The sequence below is a fragment of the Kitasatospora sp. NPDC058965 genome (assembly GCF_042741245.1).
Taxonomy (GTDB): domain Bacteria; phylum Actinomycetota; class Actinomycetes; order Streptomycetales; family Streptomycetaceae; genus Kitasatospora.
This window is the reverse complement of the sequence record NZ_JBHYKG010000064.1, coordinates 1-17,035: the sequence shown is the minus strand read 5'-3', so window position 1 is coordinate 17,035 and position 17,035 is coordinate 1. Positions and strand designations below refer to the sequence as shown.

At 73.7% G+C, this 17,035-nt stretch carries 15 protein-coding genes; 7 read left to right on the top strand and 8 right to left on the bottom strand.

Features of this window, described 5'->3' with window-relative positions:
* Window positions 1–3: 3 nt before the first annotated feature.
* The 3 genes from ACFW1A_RS13685 to ACFW1A_RS13675 form a co-directional block, all read right to left on the bottom strand.
* A complete protein-coding gene (locus ACFW1A_RS13685; RefSeq protein ID WP_380408458.1) occupies window positions 4–978 on the bottom strand; it encodes a quinone oxidoreductase family protein in 975 nt (324 codons plus the stop codon).
* A 144-nt stretch (window positions 979–1,122) separates the two neighbouring features.
* Window positions 1,123–2,199: a 3-keto-5-aminohexanoate cleavage protein gene (locus ACFW1A_RS13680; protein WP_380408455.1), complete on the bottom strand. Its 1,077-nt coding sequence runs from the start codon at window positions 2,197–2,199 to the stop codon at window positions 1,123–1,125.
* 283 nt (window positions 2,200–2,482) lie between these two features.
* The gene (locus tag ACFW1A_RS13675; protein WP_380408451.1) at window positions 2,483–3,496 is read right to left on the bottom strand and encodes an AraC family transcriptional regulator ligand-binding domain-containing protein; all 1,014 of its coding nucleotides are present in this window, start codon (window positions 3,494–3,496) and stop codon (window positions 2,483–2,485) included.
* A gap of 298 nt (window positions 3,497–3,794) precedes the next feature.
* On the opposite strand from ACFW1A_RS13675, the gene ACFW1A_RS13670 reads away from it, so the two are divergent.
* Window positions 3,795–4,913: a TauD/TfdA family dioxygenase gene (locus ACFW1A_RS13670; protein ID WP_380408449.1), complete on the top strand. Its 1,119-nt coding sequence runs from the start codon at window positions 3,795–3,797 to the stop codon at window positions 4,911–4,913.
* A complete protein-coding gene (locus tag ACFW1A_RS13665; protein WP_380408447.1) occupies window positions 4,910–6,412 on the top strand; it encodes a long-chain fatty acid--CoA ligase in 1,503 nt (500 codons plus the stop codon). Before ACFW1A_RS13670 ends, ACFW1A_RS13665 begins: the two co-directional genes overlap by 4 nt.
* 171 nt (window positions 6,413–6,583) lie before the next feature.
* Here the strand turns inward: ACFW1A_RS13665 and ACFW1A_RS13660 are convergent, their stop codons facing one another.
* Window positions 6,584–7,039: a MarR family winged helix-turn-helix transcriptional regulator gene (locus ACFW1A_RS13660; RefSeq protein WP_380408445.1), complete on the bottom strand. Its 456-nt coding sequence runs from the start codon at window positions 7,037–7,039 to the stop codon at window positions 6,584–6,586.
* A 108-nt stretch (window positions 7,040–7,147) separates the two neighbouring features.
* On the opposite strand from ACFW1A_RS13660, the gene ACFW1A_RS13655 reads away from it, so the two are divergent.
* From ACFW1A_RS13655 to ACFW1A_RS13640, 4 genes are all read left to right on the top strand, one after another.
* A complete protein-coding gene (locus ACFW1A_RS13655) occupies window positions 7,148–8,179 on the top strand; it encodes an aldo/keto reductase (RefSeq protein ID WP_380408443.1) in 1,032 nt (343 codons plus the stop codon).
* A gap of 124 nt (window positions 8,180–8,303) precedes the next feature.
* On the top strand, window positions 8,304–9,425 hold the full coding sequence (locus tag ACFW1A_RS13650) for a Gfo/Idh/MocA family protein (protein ID WP_380408441.1): 1,122 nt from the start codon (window positions 8,304–8,306) through the stop codon (window positions 9,423–9,425).
* A gap of 154 nt (window positions 9,426–9,579) precedes the next feature.
* On the top strand, window positions 9,580–10,347 hold the full coding sequence (locus tag ACFW1A_RS13645; protein WP_380408439.1) for a serine hydrolase: 768 nt from the start codon (window positions 9,580–9,582) through the stop codon (window positions 10,345–10,347).
* A 74-nt stretch (window positions 10,348–10,421) separates the two neighbouring features.
* Window positions 10,422–12,599 (top strand): SpoIIE family protein phosphatase, encoded by a 2,178-nt coding sequence (locus tag ACFW1A_RS13640; RefSeq protein WP_380408437.1) that lies wholly within the window; start codon window positions 10,422–10,424, stop codon window positions 12,597–12,599.
* On the opposite strand, the gene ACFW1A_RS13635 is transcribed toward ACFW1A_RS13640, so the two are convergent.
* Window positions 12,586–13,128 (bottom strand): thioredoxin family protein, encoded by a 543-nt coding sequence (locus tag ACFW1A_RS13635; RefSeq protein ID WP_380408435.1) that lies wholly within the window; start codon window positions 13,126–13,128, stop codon window positions 12,586–12,588. The genes ACFW1A_RS13640 and ACFW1A_RS13635 overlap by 14 nt on opposite strands.
* Window positions 13,129–13,358: 230 nt before the next feature.
* On the opposite strand from ACFW1A_RS13635, the gene ACFW1A_RS13630 reads away from it, so the two are divergent.
* Window positions 13,359–14,495, top strand: a complete 1,137-nt coding sequence (locus ACFW1A_RS13630; protein ID WP_380408433.1) for a PP2C family protein-serine/threonine phosphatase — start codon at window positions 13,359–13,361, stop codon at window positions 14,493–14,495.
* A gap of 45 nt (window positions 14,496–14,540) precedes the next feature.
* Here the strand turns inward: ACFW1A_RS13630 and ACFW1A_RS13625 are convergent, their stop codons facing one another.
* The 3 genes from ACFW1A_RS13625 to ACFW1A_RS13615 form a co-directional block, all read right to left on the bottom strand.
* Window positions 14,541–14,972, bottom strand: coding sequence for a hypothetical protein (locus tag ACFW1A_RS13625; RefSeq protein WP_380408431.1), 432 nt, complete (start codon window positions 14,970–14,972; stop codon window positions 14,541–14,543).
* Window positions 14,973–15,011: 39 nt separating this feature from the next.
* Window positions 15,012–15,842, bottom strand: a complete 831-nt coding sequence (locus ACFW1A_RS13620; RefSeq protein ID WP_380408429.1) for a heavy metal-binding domain-containing protein — start codon at window positions 15,840–15,842, stop codon at window positions 15,012–15,014.
* Window positions 15,843–15,957: 115 nt separating this feature from the next.
* On the bottom strand, window positions 15,958–16,914 hold the full coding sequence (locus ACFW1A_RS13615) for a heavy metal-binding domain-containing protein (protein ID WP_380408427.1): 957 nt from the start codon (window positions 16,912–16,914) through the stop codon (window positions 15,958–15,960).
* Window positions 16,915–17,035 lie beyond the last annotated feature (121 nt).

Sequence of the window (17,035 nt, the reverse complement as noted above, 5' to 3'; positions counted from 1 at the left end):
TGGTCAGAGGACGAAGACGGAGGACCCGGTGGTCCCTCCGGCTTCCAGGTCGCGGTGCGCCTGCGCCGCGTCCTCGAGTGCGTAGCGCTGGTTGATCTCGATCGTGATCCGGCCCGCGGCGACGTGGCCGAACAGCTCGCCCGCGAGCTCGGCGCGCTCCGCCGAGTCGGCGATGTAGTCGGCGAGCGCGGGCCGGGTCACGAAGGCCGAGCCGTGCAGCGCGAGTTGCATGGCGTCGATCGGCGGGACGGGGCCGGAGGCGGTGCCGAAGCAGACCAGCAGGCCGCGGCGCCGGAGCGAGGCGAGGGACCCGGCGAAGGTGGTCCTGCCGACGCTGTCGAGCACGAGGGGCACGCCGACGCCGCCGGTCAGTTCGCGCACCCGGTCGGCGACGTTCTCGCGCCGGTAGTGCACGACGTGGTCGCAGCCGTGGGCCCGGGCGAGCTCGGCCTTCTGCTCGGTGGAGACCGTGCCGATGACGGTGAGTCCGAGCAGCTTGGCCCACTGGCAGACGATCAGGCCGACGCCGCCGGCCGCCGCGTGCAGCAGGATCGTGTCGCCGGCTTCGAGCGGATGGATCCTCCGCAGCAGGTAGGCGGAGGTGAGGCCGCGCATGGTCATGGCGGCGGCGGTGGTGAGGTCGATCTCCCCGGGCAGCTTGATCAGCGAGTCCGCGGGCATGACCCGGGCCGTGCTGTAGGCGCCGAGCGGGCTGCCGGTGTACGTGACCCGGTCGCCCTCGGCGAACTCCGTCACGCCGGGGCCGACGGCCTCGATCACACCGGCGGCCTCGACGCCGAGTCCGGCGGGCAGCGGGGCCGGGTAGAGGCCGGTGCGGAAGTAGGTGTCGGCGAAGTTGAGCCCGACGGCGGCGTGGCGGATCCGCACCTCGCCCGGGCCCGGATCACCGACGGCGACCTCCTCGTACCGCAGGACGTCGGGGCCGCCGGCCTCGTGGAAGCGGATGGCGTGCGCCATGGTGGTAGCTCCGTTGTTCGTCGCGGACGCGCGGATCGGGCGGGCGTCCGCGGGTGTCGATCGGGGTGGCGGCCGGGAGACGCCGGTGCCCGCCCCGGAGTCACGGGCGTCTCCCGACCGCGGCTCGGGTCAGGCCGGTGCGGGTCAGGCCGGTGCGGAGCCGGCCGGCCTGGTGTCGCGCAGCATGGAGCCGCGCCGGCCGGGTCGGCGGTTGGGCACCATGCCGAGCCGGTCCAGGGTCTCGTCGGCGTCGGCGTACCACTCGCCGATCTTGTAGATCCGCTTGGCCTCCGCCCCGGTGGCGATCTCGCGGCCGAGCGTGTCGGCGATCCGGACCATCTGCTCGACCTGCTCCACGGAGGACATGCGCTCGCCCTTGCGGCGCCACAGGTTGTCCTCGTTGCCCACCCGCACGTGCGCGCCCAGGGCGATACCGATCGCGTTCATGGGCGCCACCGCGCGCATGGAGGCCTCGATGGTGAGCACGGCGCCGTCCGGGACCCGGCGGACGAACTCGATCAGGTCGGCCGGGTGCCGGCCGGCGAACCCGCCGCCGATCGCCACGTAGTTGAGGACCAGCGGGCCGCAGTAGACGCCCTTGCGGATCAGTCGCTCCACGGTCTCCAGCTGCGCGGTGTGGGCGAGTTGGAAGTGCGGCTGGATGTCCTTGGCGCGCAGCCGCTCGAGGTGTTCGAGGTAGAAGTCCGGCCCGGCCTCGACCACCATGTCGCGGTACGCCTTGTAGTACGCCGGCTTGGCGATCGAGGTGCCCTCGATGTCCTCGTCGTCGAAGAGCTCGACGATGTTCATCTGGTTGGTGTTGATCGCGATCGTCACCTGGTCCGGCCTCGGGGTGATCTCGGCCAGCATGTGGCGGGTGTCGTAGCTGAGCCACTTGGCGTCACCCCCCTCGTCCTCCGGGGCGAACGAGATCGACCCGCCGATCTGCAGCACCATGTCCGGCACGGCCTCGCGCAGCCGGGCCATCAGCTCGTTGAACATCGACATCCGCTTGGAGCCGTGGCCGTCGAGCTCGCGGACGTGGATGTGGAGCACCGTGGCGCCGGCGTTGTAGCAGTCGACGGCGGCCTGCACGTGCTCGTCCATGGTGAGCGGGAGGTCGTCGGCGTCGCCGGGCAACCACTCCGGCCCGTAGGGCGCGGCCTGGATGACCAGCTTCTCCTGGTTCTCCGGATACAGTGAGTCGTCGTGGAAGTGCACGGTCCGTCTCCTTCGTCGGATGGGTGGCACCGGCCGGGCACGGGGTGCCGGCTGTGCGGGCCGCTGGGCGGCGGGGGCGAACGGGCTGTCCCGGTCGGCCGGGCAGGGCCCGGACGACGCCGCGATCCGCGGGAGCGGCGGTGACTGAGGGTGGGTCAGCCGCGCTGCCCGCCGTCGCGGGGGTCGACCCCTCGGTGCGGTGCAGCCACGGTAGGGCCCGCCGAAGGCCGGTGCTTTACCTCGGGGGACACGAGACTTGCCATCTGGGGACAGCGCGTCCCGATCAGCGCCCTGCGGACGTCCCCCGGTCGCTGCGCCACTCCTTCGCGCTGCGGCCGAACTGCCCGCGGAACCACCGGGAGAAGGCGCTGGGCGCCGAGAACCCCAACAGCTCCGAGATCTCGGTGAGCGAGCGGCGCGGATTCGCCACCAGCTGCTCGGCGAGCTGTACCCGGATCTGGTTCAGGAGCGAGGAGAAGGTCTCGCCCGACTGCGCCAGGTGCCGGTGCACCGTGCGCCGGTCGACGCCGAGGCTGCGGGCGATCTGCTCGACCGAGCACCGCCCGGTCGGCAGCAGGGCCTCGATCAACTCGCGCACCCGGTCGGGCACCTCGGTCTCCCTGGGCACGGCGATGGCCTTGAAGTACTGCTGGGCGTACGTGCGCAGCAGCGGGTCGGACATCGCGTTGGGCGAATCGAGGTCCCCGGCGTAGAAGACGATGCCGTTGAACTCCCGGCCGAATTCCACCGCCGAGCCGAAGACCCGGCGGTGCTCGTCGGCGCTCGCCGGCGCGGTGTGGGTGAAGCAGACCGTCAGCGGCTGCCACCGGGAGCCGAGGAAGCCGAGCAGGACGCGGTGGAAGGCACCCACGGCGAGTTCGAGGGCCTGGCGCTGCGCCACGGCCTCGCCGGGGTCCAGCTCGACCTCGAGGGTGGCGAGGCCGTTGCGCTCGGTGAGCCGGGCGTGCATCGCCTCGTTGTACATGTGCTCGTGGCGCAGGAGCAGCCCGAGGGCGCTGCGGACGGTCGGCTCCTCCCGGACCACCAGGCTGATCGGGCCGAGATTGGAGAAGCGGCGCAGCTCCGACATCCGCAGGCCGAAGTCGTCGCACGAGGCCGCTGCGGCCGACAGCTCCAACAGCTGGACCACGGCAGCCGCGGGGATCCACCGGTCCTGGACGGCGAGGGCGGCGGCGTCCAGGCCCACGCGCTGCAGCAGCGCCTGCGGGTCGATCCCGAGGGACCGGCTCAGCTCGACGTAGCCGTTCAGCGCCGCGGTGCGCACCAGAGGCCGCATGGCTCGACTCCCTCCTCGTGTCCCCAAGTGGTAAGTCACCTGTCACCTGAAGTCAAGCGATGCGAACGGCCGAGTCCTAGCGTTGCACCACCGCGGAGCCGAGGGCCAGCAGGCCTCGACCGGCACTCCGCGGCGAACGGCCCGGCAGGCCGCCCGGCCCCCGGGCCACCGCCGGAGAGCTCGCCCGCGCACCGGGCGCGGGGCGAGCACGGACGTCGCACCGCCGCAGGTCCGGTCCACGGGCACGGGCGCGGGCGTCGGAACCGACCCGCACAGCGGCACGGAAGGAGTCCACCGAATGTTGCAGGAGTCCCTCGTGGGACCGGCCGTCTGGCACGGCCCGGAACTCGCGGACCCCGACGCGTGGACCACGAGGCTGACGCCCACGCAGCTCGCCGAGCTCGACGCGGCGCTGCACACGGTGCGCAGGCGCGACCTCACGCTGCTGCGGTGCACCGCGGCGGACTTCCCGCTGCCCACGCTTGCCGCCGAACTGGAGCGCATCGCAGGGGAGTTGGAGCACGGCCGCGGCTTCGCCCTGGTGCGGGGCCTCCCCGTCGCACGGTACGGGGAGGCGGCCGCGAGCACCCTCTTCTGGGGGCTCGGCCGGCACCTCGGCGTGCCGGTCTCGCAGAATGCGGACGGGCACCTGCTCGGCCACGTCCGCGACACCGGCCGCAGCCTGGCCGACCCCGCGACCCGCGGCTACCAGACCCGTGCCGGACTGTCCTGGCACACCGACGGATCGGACGCACTCGCGCTGCTGTGCCTGCGGCCGGCCGCCTCCGGCGGGCGGATCGGCCTGGTGAGCTCGGCGGCCGTCCACAACGCGGTGCTGGCGCGGCGGCCCGATCTCGTGTCCCGCCTCTACCGCCGGTACGCCGTCGACCGCCGCGAGGAGCACGGCCCGGGCGAGCGCGGGTACGACACCCTGCCGCTCGCCTGCTGGCACGCGGGCAAGCTCAGCCTCCGGTACAACCGCTGCCACCTGGAGTCCGCGCAGCGGTTTCCGGACGCCCCGCGCCTCGAACCGGCGGACATCGAACTGTTCGACCTGATCGATGAGTTGGCCGACTCGCCGGGGTTCCGGCTCGACCTCGACCTCGCGGCCGGCGACCTGCTGCTGGTCGGCAACCACGCGGTCCTGCACTCCCGCACCGAGTACCGGGACCACGGCGGGCACCGGCGCCACCTGCTGCGGCTCTGGCTGACGCTGCGTCAGGGACGCTCCCTGCCCGACCACCTGTGGGCGGACCCGGACCGGGTGGACGGCGGCGCCGGCCGCGGCGCCGTCCCGCCCCGCGACGTGATCGCCGTCCCGCCCCGCGGCGTGATCGCCGCACCGCGCCGCGGCAACCGCCGTGTCCCGCCGCCCCCGGCCCGCCACCGCGCCGGACCGAAGGAGTCCACGCCATGACCAACCTCGCCTCCCTGCTGGCGGTCTCCGCCCGGACGCACGGCGGGCGGACCGCCGTCCGGCAGGACGAGACCGCCCTCAGCTACGCCCAACTCGACGACGCCAGCGCCCGGATGGCCAGACTGCTGCACGTCGACGGGGTGCGCCCGGGCGACCGCGTCGCACTCGTCCTGCCGAACGTCGCGCTGTTCCCCGTCGCCTACTACGCCGTGCTGCGGGCCGGTGCGGTGGTGGTTCCGATGAATCCGCTGCTGAAGGCCCGGGAGATGGAGTTCGTCCTGCGGGACTCCGGGGCCCGTACCGTGGTGACGGTCCCGCCGTACGCGTACGAGGTCGCGCAGGCCGCCGCCGACACCGGGACCGGCAGCCTGGTCATCGGGGCGGCGACGTACGACACCCTGCTCAGCGCCGTCGCGCCGATGCCCGAGGTCGCCGACCGGGCGGCGGACGACACGGCAGTGATCCTCTACACCTCGGGCACCACGGGGACGCCGAAGGGAGCCGAGCTGACCCACCGCAACCTGTTGGGCAACGCCCGCACCTCGGTCGAGACGCTGTTCCGACTCGGGCCGGACGACGTGCTGTTCGGCGGACTGCCGCTGTTCCACGCCTTCGGGCAGACCTGTGCCCTGAACGCCGCCGTCGCGGCCGGCGCCGCACTGACCCTGCTGCCGCGCTTCGACCCGCAGCAGGCGCTGGAGATCATCCGGCGGGACGGGGTCACCGTCTTCCTCGGCGTGCCCACGATGTACACCGCCCTGCTCAACTCCGTGGTCCGGGAAGGATCCGGCGCCTCCCGGCTGAGGCTGGCCGTGTCCGGTGGTGCCGCGCTCCCCGTCGAGATCCTGCACGCCTTCGAGCGCGAGTTCGGGGCGGTGGTGCTGGAGGGCTACGGGCTCTCCGAGACGTCCCCGGTCGCCTCGTTCAACCACCCCGACCGACCGCGCCGGCCCGGCTCGATCGGCCTGCCCGTGCGCGGCGTGGAGCTGAAGCTCGTGGCGGCCGACGGCACCGCCGTGGGGCCCGGCGAGGTCGGTGAGATCGCGATCCGCGGCGAGAACGTGATGAAGGGCTACTGGAACCGCCCGGACGCGACCGCCGCGGCCTGCCACGACGGCTGGTTCCACAGCGGTGACCTCGCCCGGGTCGACGCGGACGGCTTCTACTACATCGTCGACCGCAAGAAGGACCTGATCATCCGCGGCGGCTACAACGTCTACCCGCGGGAGGTGGAGGAGGTGCTGTACGCGCACCCGGCGGTGGCCGAGGCGGCCGTCGTCGGCGTTCCGCACGAGGTCCACGGGGAGGAGGTGGCCGCCGTGATCACGCTTCGGGACGGCGCACGGGCGACCGCCGAGCAGATCCGCGCGTACGTCAAGGAGCGGGTGGCCGCCTACAAGTACCCCCGGATCGTCACGTTCACCGACCACCTGCCCAAGGGAGCGACCGGCAAGATCCTCAAGCGGGAGATCGTCGTCGAGGTGCCTGCCGGGTCCTGAGTCCGGCACGCGGGGACGAGGACCGGCTGTCGCTCCGAGGGGGTGCCCGGTGGCGCTCGACCGTACGGCCGTCAGTTGAGCGAGGCGGCAACGGGGTTGCAGCTCCACGGTTCCAGGGCTCCACGGTTCCAGGGCTCGACGGGTTTGGGGCACGCCGGCAGTCCCCGGCGCCTACAACCGGCGGAACACGGAACTCAGGACTTCGATCTCCTGCGCGGAGAGCTTGTCGGTGAGGTGGCGGCGGACCGCCGCATCCAGGCCGGGGTGCACGGCGGTGATGGCCTCGCGTCCGGCGTCGGTGAGGGTGACGGTCACAGCGCCGGCGCGCTCGCGGGTGACGAGTCCGCGGTTGCCCATGCGGGTGAGCTGGTGGGAGATGCGGGTGCGGTCCCAGCCGAGTGACGCGGCGAGCTCGCTCTGGCGCACGCTGCCTCCCGCCTTGTTGAGGCCGGCGAGGATCGCCAGGTCCGGTTCGGACAGGCCCGTCGCCTCGGCGGTGTCCGCGATCACCCGGGCCCGGACGACCTCGTGGGCGCGCTTGAAGGCGCTCCAGAAGTCGACGGGCTCGTACGCGGCGTCGGTCGTGGCTTCGTCCGGCGCGGCGCTCTCGCCATTCGGCGTTGACATATCAACATGCCTCTTCTTAGTGTTGAGATGTCAACGCTAGCAGCCGGCTGCGCCCTCGGCGCATCCCGGTCGCTTGCGTCCACCCTTTTTCGCCCCGCAGGAGACACCGTGCACACCCGACCCCTCGGAGCCGGCGGCCCGCAGGTACCCCCGCTCGCCCTGGGCTGCGCCGGCATGTCCGACCACACCGGCCCCGCCGACGAGGCCGACGCGATCGCCACGATCCACGCGGCCCTCGACGCCGGCGTCACCCTCCTCGACACCGCCGACTTCTACGGCATGGGCCACAACGAGGACCTGATCCGCCGCGCCCTGCGCGCCGGTGATCGCGAAAAGGCGCTGCTGAGCGTCAAGTTCGGCGGTCTGCGCGGCCCCGACGGATCCTTCGTCGGCATCGAGGGCCGCCCCGCCCACGTGAAGAACGCGCTCGCCTACTCGCTGCGCCGCCTCGACACCGACCACGTCGACATCTACCGCCCCGCCCGCCTCGCCCCCGACACCCCGATCGAGGACACCATCGGTGCCGTCGCCGAGCTGGTCCAGGCCGGGTACGTGCGGCACGTCGGGCTCTCCGAGGTGGGGCCCGAGACCATCCGCCGCGCCCACGCCGTGCACCCGATCTGCGATGTGCAGATCGAGTACTCCCTGTTCAGCCGTGCTCCCGAGGCCAACGGCATCCTGGCCACCTGCCACGAGCTGGGGATCGGCGTCACCGCCTACGGGGTCCTCGCGCACGGGCTGCTCACCGGCGGCTACCGGCAACCCGCCGGAGGCGACCCGCGCGCCCACTGGCTGCCCCGCTTCCACCCCGACCACCTCGCTACGAACCTCGCCCTCGTCGAACGGCTGCGGCCGCTCGCCGACGCGCGCGGCATCAGCGTCGCGCAGCTCGCCACTGCCTGGGTCCTCGCCCGGAGCCGTGCGCACGGCACCGTCGTGGCCGTCCTGGGCGCTCGCCGACCGCACCGCGTCGCGGAGGCCCTGGCCGCGGCCGACGTCGCGCTGACCGACGCGGACCTCCGCGCGATCGACGAGGCCGTCCCGGCCGGTGCGGTGGCCGGTACCCGCTACGCCGCACCCCTGATGGCCCTGCTGGACAGCGAGCCCGGCCCGAAGTCGCCCGCAGGCGCACCGAACTGACCGCCGACGGCCGACCGGACCATCGCCATGGCCCGCTCGGCCGTCGGCGCTCATCCCCACCGAGACCATCCACCCCTCGACCATCCACGCCTCGACCATCCACACAGAGAACAGGCTGCGCATCGTGAACACATCCGAGTCACTGCTCACCGAGCTGGTCCGGTCCGGGAAGCCGATCGGAGTGGGGATCATCGGACTCGGGGCGGAGGGCAGTTGGGCCGAGCGCTCCCACCTGCCGGCCCTGCGCGCCGTCCCGGGGTACGAGGTGAAGGCCTTGAGCACGAGTTCGAAGCAGTCGGCGGAGCGCTCCGGACAGAAGCACGGAGTCGCCCGCACCTTCGGGACGGCGGCCGAACTGGCCGCCTGCGAGGAGGTGGACCTGGTGGTCGTCGCGGTGAAGGTGCCGCACCACCGGGAGTTGGTGCAGGCGGCGCTGAGCGCCGGCAAGAGCGTGCTGTGCGAGTGGCCGCTGGGCAACGGGCTCGCGGAGGCCGAGGACATGGCGCAGCAAGCGCGCAGCCGCGCGGTGCCGACCGCCGTCGGACTCCAGGCGCGGTCGCATCCCGCCCTCGCCCACGTACGGGACCTGGTGGCCGACGGCTACGTGGGGGAGGTGCTGTCCACCACGGTGGTCGGCTCCGGCGGTGCCTGGGGCGCCACCGTCGGCCCCGGCGACCACTACGTGCTCGACGCCGCCAACGGCGCGACACTGCTGACCATCCCGTTCAGCCACGCCCTCGACGGAGTCGCGTCCGTCCTGGGAGAGCCGGAGGAGCTGCGGATCGACTTGGCGTCGCGGCGCACGTCGGCCGTGGACACCGAGAGCGGTCGGCCCGTGCCGATGACCGCGGCGGACCAGGTGGTGGCCTCGGGACGGCTGCCGGGCGGCGCGGTGGTCACCTTCCACTACCGCGGAGGCAGGTCCCGGGGCACCAACTTCCGCTGGGAGATCAACGGCACCGAGGGCGACCTCGTCCTCACCGCCCCGATCGGCCACCTCCAGCTCAGCCCGATCACCCTCGAAGGCGGCCGCGGAACCTCCCCCGGACTCGCGCCCCTGACGGTGCCGGACTCCTACGTCCGCGTCCCGCACCTGGACCCCCTGGCCGACGCGCCGCTCTACGCGGTCGCGCACGCCTACCAGCAGTTCCTGGACGACCTGCGCGAGGGCACCTCAGCGGTACCCGATTTCGCGCACGGCGCCGCCCGGCACCGCAGCATCGAATCGGCCCGCACGACAGCCTGACCGGATCCCAGGACTCGATCACCGCTCTCGCACGACGGGCGCGCCGATCGGTCCGGGGCGCGGGCTCGGCGCGACAATGGGCTGACGTGCCGTCGGGCGAGGGGGTGGGCCGGTGTTGTCGATGGTGGCGGGGCCGTTGCACGGGGTGCCGGTCGTGGTGCGGAACGCGGACGTCCCGCACGAGGCCGCCAGCACGATGAAGGTGGCGGTCCTCGCGGCGCTGTACCGGAGCGGGGTGGATCTCGACGCCGTCCGGCCGGTGGTCAACCGGTTCGCGTCCGCGGCGGGTGGCAGCTTCGCCAACACGCGGGAGTGGGACAGCGATCCCGAGCCGTGGCGCCTGGCGGACGGCGGCGGATCCGCCAGCCTGCGCTGGCTCGCGGAGCGGATGATCACGCACTCGTCGAACCTGGCCACCAACCTGTGCCTGGCCGCGGTCGGACCGGAGGCGGTCGCCGAGGCGTGGCGGCAGGCCGGCGCGACCCGCAGTGCCACCCCGCGCGGCATCGAGGACCTCGCGGCCCGTGAAGCCGGGGTCCACAACCTCGTCACGGCCGGCGATCTCGTGCGGCTGCTGCAGTCCTTGGAGCCGGGTCTGCTGGCCCTGCTCGAGCGCAACGCGTGGCGGGTGGACCTGGCGGCCGGTCTCCCGGAGGGGACGAGGATCGCGTTCAAGAACGGCTGGATCCCCGGGGTGCGGCACAGCGCGGGCATCGTCCGGCCCGACGGCATGCCGCCGTACGTGATCGCGGTGTGTTACAGCGGTCCGCTGGCTTCCGGGGAGGACGAGTACGAGGACGATCCGGCCGCCCGGCTGCTCGCCCGCATCTCGGCCGCGGCCTGGGCCCGACGCCGGGAGCTGGCCGGGAGCGGCACCGCGGCCCGCGCCGGTGCGTGTGCCCGACCGGCGCGGCGGGCGTAGCGTCACTGGTATGGGCGTTGTCCGGGGCGCGGTGCGGGTCGGGCCCCCGAATCAGCGGCGGAGAGCGAGACGGCGTGCGGGAGAACCTCGTGCCGGCCGCCGGTGACGCGGCCGGGTGGGACGAGCGGCTGGACGACGTACTGACCGCGACGGTGGAGCAGTGCGGCGCGTCGTCCGGCGGCGTGTACCTGCTGCGGCCCGACGAGGGCGTGCTGCACCTGACGGCCGTCCGGGGTCTGCCCGCCGAGTTCATCGCGCCGTGGACCAGGCTGGCACTGACCGCGCCGACGCCCAGCAGTGACGCCCTGCGGGACGGCAGGGTGGTCTGGTCCGGCAACCACGAGGAGTTCGCCCGGCTGTACCCGCGGATCGCCGTGTCGATGCCCTACCACTTCGCGCTGGCGGCCGCCCCCGTCCGCAGCGCGGGGCGGCAGTGGGGCTCGTTGATGCTGCTGTGGCCCGGCTCCCGCTCGCCGCAGCTCACCGCGGCCGACCGCGACCGGATCGTCGCCGGGTGCGACCGGCTCGCCGAGCTGCTGGCCGGTGCCGAAACCGCCCGGCAGCCCATCACGGCGCCCCTCAGACCCCGCGTCCTGCCCCGTCGGCTCGCCGCCGACAAGCTGCCCGAGGCCGCCGCCACCGCGTTCGCGGAGCGCCTGCCGGGCGGCTGCTGCGCGCTCGATCTCAACGGGCGGGTCACGTTCATCTCCGAAACGGCCTGTGCCCTGCTCGGCGCCGCGAAGGAGCAGTTGCTGGGCGCGATCCCGTGGCAGGCCCTGCCCTGGCTGGACGACCCCGAGTTCGAGGACCGGTACCGGGCGGCGGTCATCAGCCGGCAGCCGGTGGCGTTCACCGCGAGGCGCCCGCCGGACCGGTGGATGGACTTCCGGCTCTACCCGGACGGTGACGGGATCAGCGTGCGCATCACCCCGACCAGCAGCGGCCCGGCGGCCACTCCCGTCCCCGGTCGCCACCGGCCGACTCCGGTGTCCCGCGCCGGGCAGCTCTACCAGATCATGCACCTGGCGGCGGCCCTCACCGAGGCCGTCACGGTCGACGACGTGATCGCCCTGGTGGCCGAGCAGGTGCTGCCGGCCTTCGACGCCCAGGGGCTCGCGATGATGAGCGCCGAGGGCGGCCGGCTCCAGGTGATCGGCTACCGGGGGTACGACGCCGCGGACATCGCGCGCTTCCAGGAGATCCCGCTGGACGAACGCACCGCCCCGATGGTGCAGGCCCTCACCGCAGGGGTGCCCGGGTTCTTCGACGGCCCGGAGGACCTGGCCCGGGCCTTCCCGCAGGTCCCGCAGGTCACCGGCAAGAAGGCCTGGGCCGTGCTGCCGCTGGTCACCTCCGGCCGCCCGGTGGGCTGCTGCCTGCTCGCCTACGACGAGCCGCACCGCTTCGCGGCGGACGAGCGCACCGTCCTGACCTCACTGGCCGGGCTGATCGCCCAGGCCCTCGACCGTGCTCACCTGTACGACGCGAAGAACCGGCTCGCCCACGACCTCCAGCAGGCCCTGCTGCCGCACGCCCTGCCGCCGGTGGACGGGCTGCGGGTCGCGGCCCGCTACCTGCCGGCGACCCGGGGCATGGACATCGGCGGGGACTTCTACGACCTCATCCGCCTCGGCCCGACCACGGCGGCCGCCGTGATCGGCGACGTCCAGGGGCACAACGTCCCGGCCGCCGCCCTGATGAGTCAGGTCCGCACCGCCGTCCACGCCACGGCGGGCGCCGCCCCGGACCAGGTCCTGGTCCGGGCGAACCGGCTGCTGTGCGACCTCGATCCGGGTCTCTTCACCACGTGCCTGTACGCGCACCTGAACCTCGGCGCGCACCGCGCCTTCCTGGTCAACGCGGGACACCCGCCGCCGCTGCTGCGCCCGCCCGGCCGGTCGCGCACCAGGGTGCTGGAGATCCCGCCGGGCCTGCCGCTGGGTGTCGACGCCGAGGCCGTCTACCCGATCACCGAGGTGCCGTTCGACGTCGGCGCGCTGATGCTGCTCTACACCGACGGCCTGGTGGAGGCGCCCGGCGTGGACCTCGACGAGGCGCTCGCGGCCCTGGCCCGGCAGCTCGACCACGCGGCCCCGGACCTGGAGACGGTGGCGACCGACCTGGTGGCCGGCGCCCGGCGGTCCGGCCAACGGGCCGACGACATCGCGACGTTCCTCGTCGAGGCGACGCAACCTCCGGAGCGCGGAGCGGACCGGCCGGGTGGCGGACGCCCGCCGGTCAGGCCCACTTGATGGAGCACCCCATGCTCGCCCGGTGCGGTTCCGGGACGGGCCTGCCCGCCAGCACCAGACCGATGGCGTCACGCAGCAGTTCGCCGGTGACGGGCTTCCGGTTGCCCGGCGTGGACTCGTCCATCGCGCCCCGGTAGGCCAGCTCCCGGCGGGCGTCGTACAGGAAGAAGTCCGGTGTGCAGGCGGCGTGGTAGGCCCGGCCGACGGACTGGTCGGCGTCGACGAGGTACGGGAAGGTCCAGCCCGTGCGCGCGACCTGGCCGCGCAGCCCGTCGGTGTCGTCGTCGGGCGCGACGGCCGGACTGTTGCTGCAGATCCCGACCACCGCCAACTCCGGGAACTCGTCGACCAGTCGGCCGAAGGCCTGCTCGACGTGCCGGACGAAGGGGCAGTGGTTGCACAGGAAGGCGACCAGCAGGGCCGGAGCGGCGGCGAAGTCGTCCCGGGCCACGGCCCGGCCGTCGATCGCAGGCAGGGCGAAATCGGGCGCGGGCGTCCCGAGCGGAACCATGGTGGAGACGGCAGCCATCCGACTCACTTCCTCCGGCCGACGGTCGCGGCAGCTGTGTACCCCCATGGTCCCTCCGGTCGGGCCCGCGGCAGCGATCGGCCGCCGACCGCCGGGCCTGCGGTGGCGAGCAGCCGACAGACTGCCCGGCCTGCGGGCAGTGGCCCCGTCGATGTGCCGTCCGGGTGGTCGGGGGCGCACTCGGGCGGTGCCGGATGCACGGTCCGGGGGCGCGGCGCACAGTTGAGGGCATGGACGTCGAACAGCGCTCGGTCGGCCGGTGGCGTTGGGCTCGCCCCGGTGCGCTGGTGCTGCTTCCGATCGCCCTCGTCGTGGTGCTCACCGTGGCGATCCTGCAGTCGCCCGCCTCGACCCACCTCGGCCCGCTGCTCGTGATCGCCCCCGCGCTGACCCCGTCGATCGCCGGGCCCCGGGCCACGGCGGTCGTCGCGGGGCTCACCGTCGCCGTCGGCGTGCTGATCGCCGCCCTGCGCGGGGGCGTGACCAGCGGCGACCACCCGGCGCAGCTCACCGCGCTCGCCGCACTGTCGATCATGATCGTGTTCTTCGCGGTGGTCCGGGAGCGCCGCAGCCGGCAGCTCGCCCGCGCCCAGTCGGTGGCCGAGGCCGCGCAGCGCGCGCTGCTGCGCCCGATCCCCGAGCGGATCGGCTCGCTGCAGATCGCCACCGTGTACCTGGCCGCCGAGTACGAGGCGCAGATCGGCGGCGACCTCTACACCGCGACCCGGACCGGCAGCGGGGCCCGGATGATCGTCGGCGACGTGCGGGGGAAGGGGCTGGCCGCCGTCGGGGAGTCCGCCCTGCTGCTCAGCGCGTTCCGGCTGGTCGCCGCGCAGCACGCCACGCTGCCCGACCTGGCCAGCACGCTGGACCGCAACGTCAGCCGGTACCTCCTGGACTTCGTGCAGACGGACAGCGAGACGGCGGAGCACTTCGTCACCGCGCTGTTCCTCGACATCCCCGACGACGCCCCGGTGGCGCACCTGACCAACTGCGGCCACCCGCTCCCGCTGCTGCTGCGCGAGGACCGGGTGTCCTTCCTCGACGGGGCGGGGGCGGCGCCGCCGCTGGGCCTCGGCACCCTGGTGGCCGACGACTACCCGAACGACACGTTCCCGTTCGAGGTGGGGGACACCCTGCTGCTGTACACCGACGGCGTGGTCGAGGCCCGGGACCGGGCCGGCACGTTCTACCCGCTGGCCGAACGGGTCGCGCGCTGGACCGGGTGCACGCCCGAGGCGCTGGTCCACCACGTCCGCCGCGACCTGCTGGCGCACGCCGGCGGGCGGCTGGGCGACGACGCGGCGGTCGTCGCGATCCAGCGCACGGCCACCGGCCCCGGCCACGGCCTGCACGGGCTGCGGTAGCCGCAGCCGTGGCGCAGGGCCCGCGCGCGCCGTACGGGAGCGCGCTCAGCCGCCGAGCAGCAACTGCTCCAGGGCCGTGCGGGCCCGGGCGTCCGAGCGGGCGCGGGAGGTCACGGCGGCGGCCAGTTCGCGGGTCCACTCGTCCAGCGGTACCGGACGCCGGGACAGCACCACGCCGCGGACCACCCGGCACACCTCGCCGCTGGGCCGCCCGCCGGCCACGCTGAGGACCAGTCGCCGGTCCTCCATCGAGACCTCGATCCGCTCGATCCGCCCGGGCCGGCCGGCCAGCCGGTCGGACACGCTGCGCTTGCGCTCGACCGTCACCGCGTCCGACGGCAGCGCGTCCGCCAGGGTGCCGGTCAGCACCTGGGCGTACACCTCCAGGTCGGCGGCGTCCCGGCGGAGCGCGGCGGCGAGCAGCTCGATGGAGCCCGGCTCCTCCGGGGAGGGTTCGAGCTCGCGGTGGTCGGTCATCTCTCTCCTTGCAGCGGTGTGCCTGGTGCTTCCACGGTCTCACCCGTCCAGGCTGAGGACCATGGTGGGCCGCTCGATCTCGTGGTCGGCGCGCAGCGGGCGGACCGCCGTGCCGATCGCGAAGAACTCGGTGGTGTGCCCGCCCCAGCGGTGGTTGTGGGCGTTCAGCTGGACGCCGACGATGCCCTCCGCCTGCAGCTCCTCCGCCTCGGCCTGCATCCGCGCCATCGCCAGCTCGCGGGCGTCGTAGAGCGCCTGGGTGTACTGCTCGATCTCCACGTTCTTGCCGATGTTGGAGAAGACCGAGCCCATCTTCTGGTGCGCGATGTGGTAGACGCAGGTGCCCATGGTCATGCCGAGCGGTGCGTAGCCGGCCCGGATCAGGGTCCAGAAGTCCTGGCCGGACAGGTCCGAGGTGAACGGCTGGCCCTTGTTGTTGCGCCAGCTGGTGCCGCCGGGCGCCGGCCGGTCCGCCTTGACCGCGGTGCCGACGGCGATGAACTCGGCGATGTCCGAGCCGAATTCGCGGGCCTCCACGGTCAGCCGGACCCCGACGATGCCGTCCGCGCCCAGTTGGGCGGCCTCGGCCTCCATCCGCGTCATCGCCAACTCGCGCGCGTGGTACATCGCCTGGCTGAGGGTCTCGAGCTCCTGGTTCTTGCCCCAGCGCCCGAGCTGGATCCCGACGTGGTAGATCGAGCTGCCCAGGACCAGGCCGATGGGCTGGAACCCGGCCTCGCGGACCAGCAGGAACTCGTTGACGGACAGGTCACTGGTGAAGATCGAGCCGGGCTTGCCGGGCTGCAGCTCGGCCAGCCGCCGCATCGCGTCGGCCGGCACACCCTGCGCGGCGGGATCGAAGGTGCTCATCCGGTTGGTTCTCCCCTTGAATGTGTAGGACGCGACGGGTGGATCGGCGGCCGGTGGCCCCGGTGGCCCCGGTGGCTCGGTGACCGGAGGCCCGGCCGGTTCGACGGCGGGTGGCTCAGCGGCGGGCGCCGGGACGCCCGGCCTGTGCGAGGCGGCGGCGCAGCCGGTCGCCGCCACCGCCCAGCGGCATCACCGTGAGGGTGCGCGGCGCGGCGGGTTCGACGGCGAACCGGGCGATCGTGGTGCCGATCAGCGTGCTGTCCGCGACGTGGTCCGTCTGCTCGTTGTTCTGGGTGCTGCCGAGGCAGCGCTCCTCCCACAGCCGCAGGTCGCTGTCGGCGAGGATCACGCCGTCGCCGCCGCGCACCAGGCCCTGGCGGTACAACTGGGCCCGGGCGTCGGCCCGGACGTGGTGGATCAGCGCGGTCCAGCCGTCCACCTCCTGGTTGGACCAGGAGTTCGACTGGCGGGTGGTCGTGTAGTCGTCGTGCCGCACCCCGACCGACATCCCGACCAGCAGGTCGACCGGCACCCAGCCGGCGGCGATCAGCTTGGCGAAGCCCTGCCCGTCCAGGTGGCAGGTGAACGGGTGGCGCGGCCGGACCGGGCCGGCCGCCCGCACCGCGGTGCCGATCACCTTGAACTCCAGGCAGTTCGGCGCGGCCGGGAACGGAGCCATCGTCAGCTGGGCCGCCACCACCCCGTCACCGCCGAGCGCCGCGCACTCCGCGGTCATCCGGCCCAGTGCCGAGCGCCGCGCCGAGTCCAGCACCTGCACCAGGGCCGCGGACGGCGCGCCGTTGCCGGACAGGGCGATCCCGGCGGGGCCGTAGCGGCCGGTGGCACGGCCGGCGCCGGGGTACAGGCAGTTGTGGTAGCCCCAGTACTGGCCGCTGCGGCCGACGTGGTAGACCGCCGACCCCATGACCTGGCCGACCGGTTCGAAGCCGACCGACCTGATCGCGGCGAACTCGCCGGTCGAGAGCGCGGACGACCACGTCCCGCTGGCCCGCCCCTCGGCGACCCGTGCCGCCGCGGCGGGCGGCAGCCCGGCGCCGCTCCACTCCGGCATGCGCCCACCCCGTTCCTGTCGGAAGCATCCGACATCCGTGCAGAGGGCCCCTGCTGGGGTCCGACACCGCACCCTACGCCGCAGATCCGGCGCGGTGACAGCAGGGTCGCCGATCCGGCGG